Source organism: Streptomyces lycii, from assembly GCF_009735685.1.
Lineage (GTDB): Bacteria > Actinomycetota > Actinomycetes > Streptomycetales > Streptomycetaceae > Streptomyces > Streptomyces lycii.
Window position 1 is genome coordinate 1 of the sequence record NZ_WHPN01000399.1, and the last position, 4,550, is coordinate 4,550.

Annotated in this window: 4 protein-coding genes; all 4 read right to left on the bottom strand. The window is 73.8% G+C overall.

Going from position 1 to position 4,550, the window contains the following annotated elements; all coding sequences use genetic code 11:
• A partial coding sequence (locus tag GCU69_RS27630) for an HAD family hydrolase (RefSeq protein WP_156207490.1) occupies nucleotides 1-1,130 on the bottom strand: 1,130 nt, incomplete at its 3' end.
• 158 nt (nucleotides 1,131-1,288) lie between these two features.
• Nucleotides 1,289-2,185, bottom strand: coding sequence for a phosphatase PAP2 family protein (locus GCU69_RS27635; protein ID WP_176604665.1), 897 nt, complete (start codon nucleotides 2,183-2,185; stop codon nucleotides 1,289-1,291).
• 35 nt (nucleotides 2,186-2,220) lie between these two features.
• Nucleotides 2,221-3,291: a LacI family DNA-binding transcriptional regulator gene (locus GCU69_RS27640; RefSeq protein ID WP_098751608.1), complete on the bottom strand. Its 1,071-nt coding sequence runs from the start codon at nucleotides 3,289-3,291 to the stop codon at nucleotides 2,221-2,223.
• A 25-nt stretch (nucleotides 3,292-3,316) separates the two neighbouring features.
• Nucleotides 3,317-4,550 (bottom strand): alpha-amylase family glycosyl hydrolase (locus GCU69_RS27645; RefSeq protein ID WP_156207491.1); only part of this gene is annotated, 1,234 nt, incomplete at its 5' end.

Consider the following 4,550-nt stretch of genomic DNA (forward strand, 5'->3'; position numbering starts at 1 on the left):
GCCGTCGGGGACGCGGAGGCAGCCGGGAAGACCGAGGCAGCCGGGGACGCCGAGGCAGCCGGGAGGGCGGAGGCAGCCCGGGATGCGGAGGCCGCCGGGGACGCGGAAGCAGCCGGGGACGCGGAAGCAGCCTGGGACACGGAAGCAGCCGGGAAGACCGAGGCAGCCCGGGACGCCGAGGCCCCGCCCGGTGTCCGGTCCGGGGCGAACAGCTCCTCCAGGACCGCTGCCACCCCGTCCGCGTCGTTCGTCGCGGGCGCCACCGCGTCGGCGACCGCCAACAGGTCCGGGTGCGCGTTCGCCATCGCCACCCCGTGCCCCGCCCAGGTCAGCATCGGGATGTCGTTGGGCATGTCGCCGAAGGCGATCGTGTCCGCCGCCGAGAAGCCGAGCAGGTCCGCCGCCCGTTCCAGGCCGACGGCCTTCGTCACGCCGAGCGGCAGCACCTCCACCATGCCCGCCTGCGAGTGCACCACCGTCACCGCGCCCGCGCCGATCCGTCCGGCCGCCTCGGCCACCACCGCGTCGGGCAGCTCCCGGTGGCGCAGCAGCACCTTCTCGACCGGCTCCGCCCACAGCAGTTCCCGGTCCGTGACCGTCTCGCTGCCGCGCGGCGCCGGGTCGATGAACCCGGCCGTGGTCACACAGCGGTTCGCCGGGGCGGCGGTGACCACGCCCAGCTCCATGCCGCCGCCGAGTTCCGCCTCGGTCGCGGCGGCCACCGAACGGGCCAGCTCCAGGTCCAGTTCCGCCGAGACCAGGACCCGGTCGGCCGTCGCGTCGTACAGCTGTGCGCCCTGGCCGCAGACCGCCAGCCCCTCGTAGCCGAGGGCGAGCAGGAACTCGCGGCAGGAGGACGCGGGGCGGCCGGTGACGACGAGGTGCGTCGCGCCCGCGCCGGTGGCCGCCTTCAGGGCGTGCCGGGTGCGCAGCGAGAAGGTGAGGTCTCCGCGGAGCAGCGTGCCGTCGAGGTCGGTGGCGACGACGGCGTACGGCGGACCGCCGGGGCGTGGCGGCCGGGCGGGCGCGGTCCCGTCCCGCGGAACGGGAGCAGGGACAGGTGGGGGTGCAGGTGCAGGGTCAGGGACAGGGTCAGGGGAGGGGGAGGTGCCGTGGGGGTGCGCTCGCACGTACTGGTCGCCTTCCGTGGCCCGCCGGGCGGGGCAGCTTGCGAACCGGCTCGCTCCGGGATCCGAACCGGCTCTCTTCGGGAGAGGTGATCCCGCGGCGGCAGGCTACGGCCTGCGGGACGCGGGCCGGCGGCCGGGGGCCGTCCCGGCGGGCGGGGTCAGGACGCCCCGAGCGGTGCCGCGTGCCGGGGCAGCCGGTAGGAGGCGGTGCGGTACCAGGCGTAGGACAGTCCGTAGCCGAAGGTCAGGCAGAGCATGCCGCCGACGGCGTCCAGCCAGAAGTGGTTCGCGGTGGCGACGATGACGATCAGGGTGAGCGTCGGATAGAGGACACCGAGGGCCTTGGCCCACAGCGGGCGGGCCAGCGTGGCGATGGTGATGCCGCACCACACGGACCAGCCGATGTGCATGGACGGCATCGCGGCGTACTGGTTGGACATCGCGGCGAGATTGCCGGAGGCCATCGAGCCCCAGGTGTCGTGCACCAGGACGGTGTCGATGAATCCCTCGCCGGGCATCAGCCGCGGCGGCGCCAGCGGGTAGAGGTAGTAGCCGAGGAGGGCGACGCCGGTGGTCGCGAAGAGCACGAGCCGGGTCGCGGCGTAGCGCCCCGGGTGCCAGCGGTAGAGCCAGACCAGGACGCCGATGGTCACGATGAAGTGCAGCGTCGCGTAGTAGTAGTTCATGCCGACGACCAGCCAGGTCACCGAGTTCACGGCCTTGTTGATCGTCTGTTCGACCGCTATGCCGAGGGTCTCCTCGGCGCGCAGGATCCAGTCCGCGTTGCGCAGCGCGGCGGCCTTCTGCTCGGGCACCGCGTTGCGGATGAGGGAGTACGTCCAGTAGCTGAGGGCGATCAGCAGGATCTCGAACCAGAGCCGGGGATGCCGTGGGGAGCGCAGCCGGTCCCAGGCGGACCGGCCCCAGGCGAAAGGGCCCCACGGGAGGCTGTCCGACGGGGCGCGGTACCGGCGCGGCCCGGGCACGGATCCTTCGGCGGACGGCGGTGCGGCCGACGACGGCCCGCCCGGAGTCCTCACAGTCGCTTCACCCACCCGCCACAGTTTGCCAGATCAGGTTTGCCCGCCGATCATCCTCCGGTCGGTACCTCGGCGGCGGGACTCCGCCTGGAGGAGGACTGCTGACCCTGAGGGCCGGAGGCCGTCGAGCCCCGTACGACCAGTTCCGGCAGGAAGATGAACTCGCTGTGCGGGGCGGGGGTGCCGCCGATCTCCTCCAGCAGCGCGCGCACCGCCGCCTGGCCCATGGACTGGACGGGCTGCCGGATCGTGGTCAGCGGGGGATCGGTGAACGCTATGAGCGGGGAGTCGTCGAAGCCGACGACCGAGATGTCCCGGGGCACCGCCAGCCCCCGCTGCCGGGCGGCGCGGATCGCGCCGAGCGCCATCATGTCGCTGGCGCAGACCACGGCGGTGCAGCCGCGTTCGATCAGCGCGGAGGCCGCGGCCTGGCCGCCCTCCAGGGTGTAGAGGGAGTGCTGGATGAACTCGCCGGACTCCGCCTCGTCCAGGCCCAGCTGCTCCTGCATGCCGCGCTGGAAGCCCTCGATCTTCCGCAACACCGGCACGAACCGCTTCGGGCCGACGGCCAGTCCGATCCGGGTGTGGCCGAGGGCCGCCAGATGGGTGACGGCCAGCCGCATCGCGGCCCGGTCGTCGGGCGAGACGAACGGCGCGCGGACCTTCGGCGAGAAGCCGTTGATCAGCACGAACGGCACGCCCTGGCCGCGCAGCTGGTCGTAGCGCTGCATGTCGGCGGAGGTGTCGGCGTGCAGCCCGGAGACGAAGATGATCCCGGAGACCCCGCGGTCGACCAGCATCTCGGTCAGCTCGTCCTCGGTGGAGCCGCCGGGGGTCTGGGTGGCGAGCACCGGGGTGTAGCCCTGCCGGGTGAGGTCCTGGCCGATGACCTGCGCGAGCGCGGGGAAGATCGGGTTGTCCAGCTCGGGGGTGATGAGGCCGACGAGCCCGGCGCTGCGCTGCCGCAGCCGCACGGGGCGCTCGTATCCGAGGACGTCGAGCGCCGCGAGTACGGATTCGCGGGTGGCCGCGGCCACGCCCGGCTTGCCGTTCAGCACACGGCTGACCGTGGCCTCACTGACCCCCGCCTGGGCTGCGATGTCAGCGAGCCGTGCGGTCATAGGGCTGGACTGTACCGGGCGCATGTCAGATTGCCCACCACGCACAGGAATCAGCCGGAATACGAACCGTGCCGCCGCTCCGGGGCGCGGGCGCCGCGGGCGGGGCGCTGGAGAGCAGCAGCCGCCCGGGAGCGGTCAGCTCGACGGCGCGGCCGAGGGTGTTGAGGGTGACGACGACGGCCGCGGCCGCCCCGTCGCCGGCGCTCCCGGGGGCGGCGCCCGCCGCCGTGCGCCGGAAGGCGAGCACGCCCTCGGGCGCGTCCAGCCACTCCACCGCCTCACCGGCGCCGAGCGCGGGGTGCTCGCGGCGCAGCGCGATCGCGGACCGGTACAGCTCCAGGGTCGAGCCGGGCGTGCCCTCCTGCTCGGCCACGGACAGCTCCTTCCACCGCGGCGGCTGCGGCAGCCAGCTGGGGCCGCCGGGCCGGGGGCCGAAGCCGTACGGGGGTTCGCTGCCGGACCAGGGAATCGGCACCCGGCAGCCGTCGCGGAAGCCGTCCTGGCCGTCGGCGCGGAAGAAGGAGGGGTCCTGGCGGGCCTCGTCGGGCAGGTCGGTGACCTCGGGCAGGCCCAGTTCCTCGCCCTGGTAGACGTACGCGGAGCCGGGCAGCGCGAGCATCAGCAGCGCGGCGGCGCGGGCCCGGCGCAGGCCCCGCTCGGGGTCCCCGTCGGCGTACCGGGTGGTGTGCCGGACCACGTCGTGGTTGGACAGCACCCAGGTGGTGGGCGCGCCGACGGAGCCGGTCGCGCGCAGGGACTCGTCGACGACGGTGCGCAGCGCGCCGGGCTCCCACGGCGACTTCAGGAACTGGAAGTTGAACGCCTGGTGCAGCTCGTCGGGGCGGACGTACAGCGCGAGCCGCTCGGGGGACGGCGCCCAGGCCTCGGCGACGCCGATCCGGTCGCCGCCGTAGGAGTCCAGCAGCCGGCGCCAGTGGCGGTGGATCTCGTGGACGCCGTCCTGGTCGAAGAAGGGCAGCACCTGGTTGCCGATGAGTTCGGCCTGCCGGCCGTGGCCGATGTCGGGCAGGCCCGCGGCCTTGACCATGCCGTGCGCGACGTCGATCCGGAAGCCGTCGACGCCGAGGTCCAGCCAGAAGCGGAGGATGGCGTCGAACTCGCGGCGGACCTCCGGGTCGTCCCAGTTCAGGTCGGGCTGCTCGGGGGCGAAGAGGTGCAGATACCACTCGCCGGGGGTGCCGTCGGGGTTCTTCGTACGGGTCCAGGCGGGGCCGCCGAAGACGGACTCCCAGTCGTTC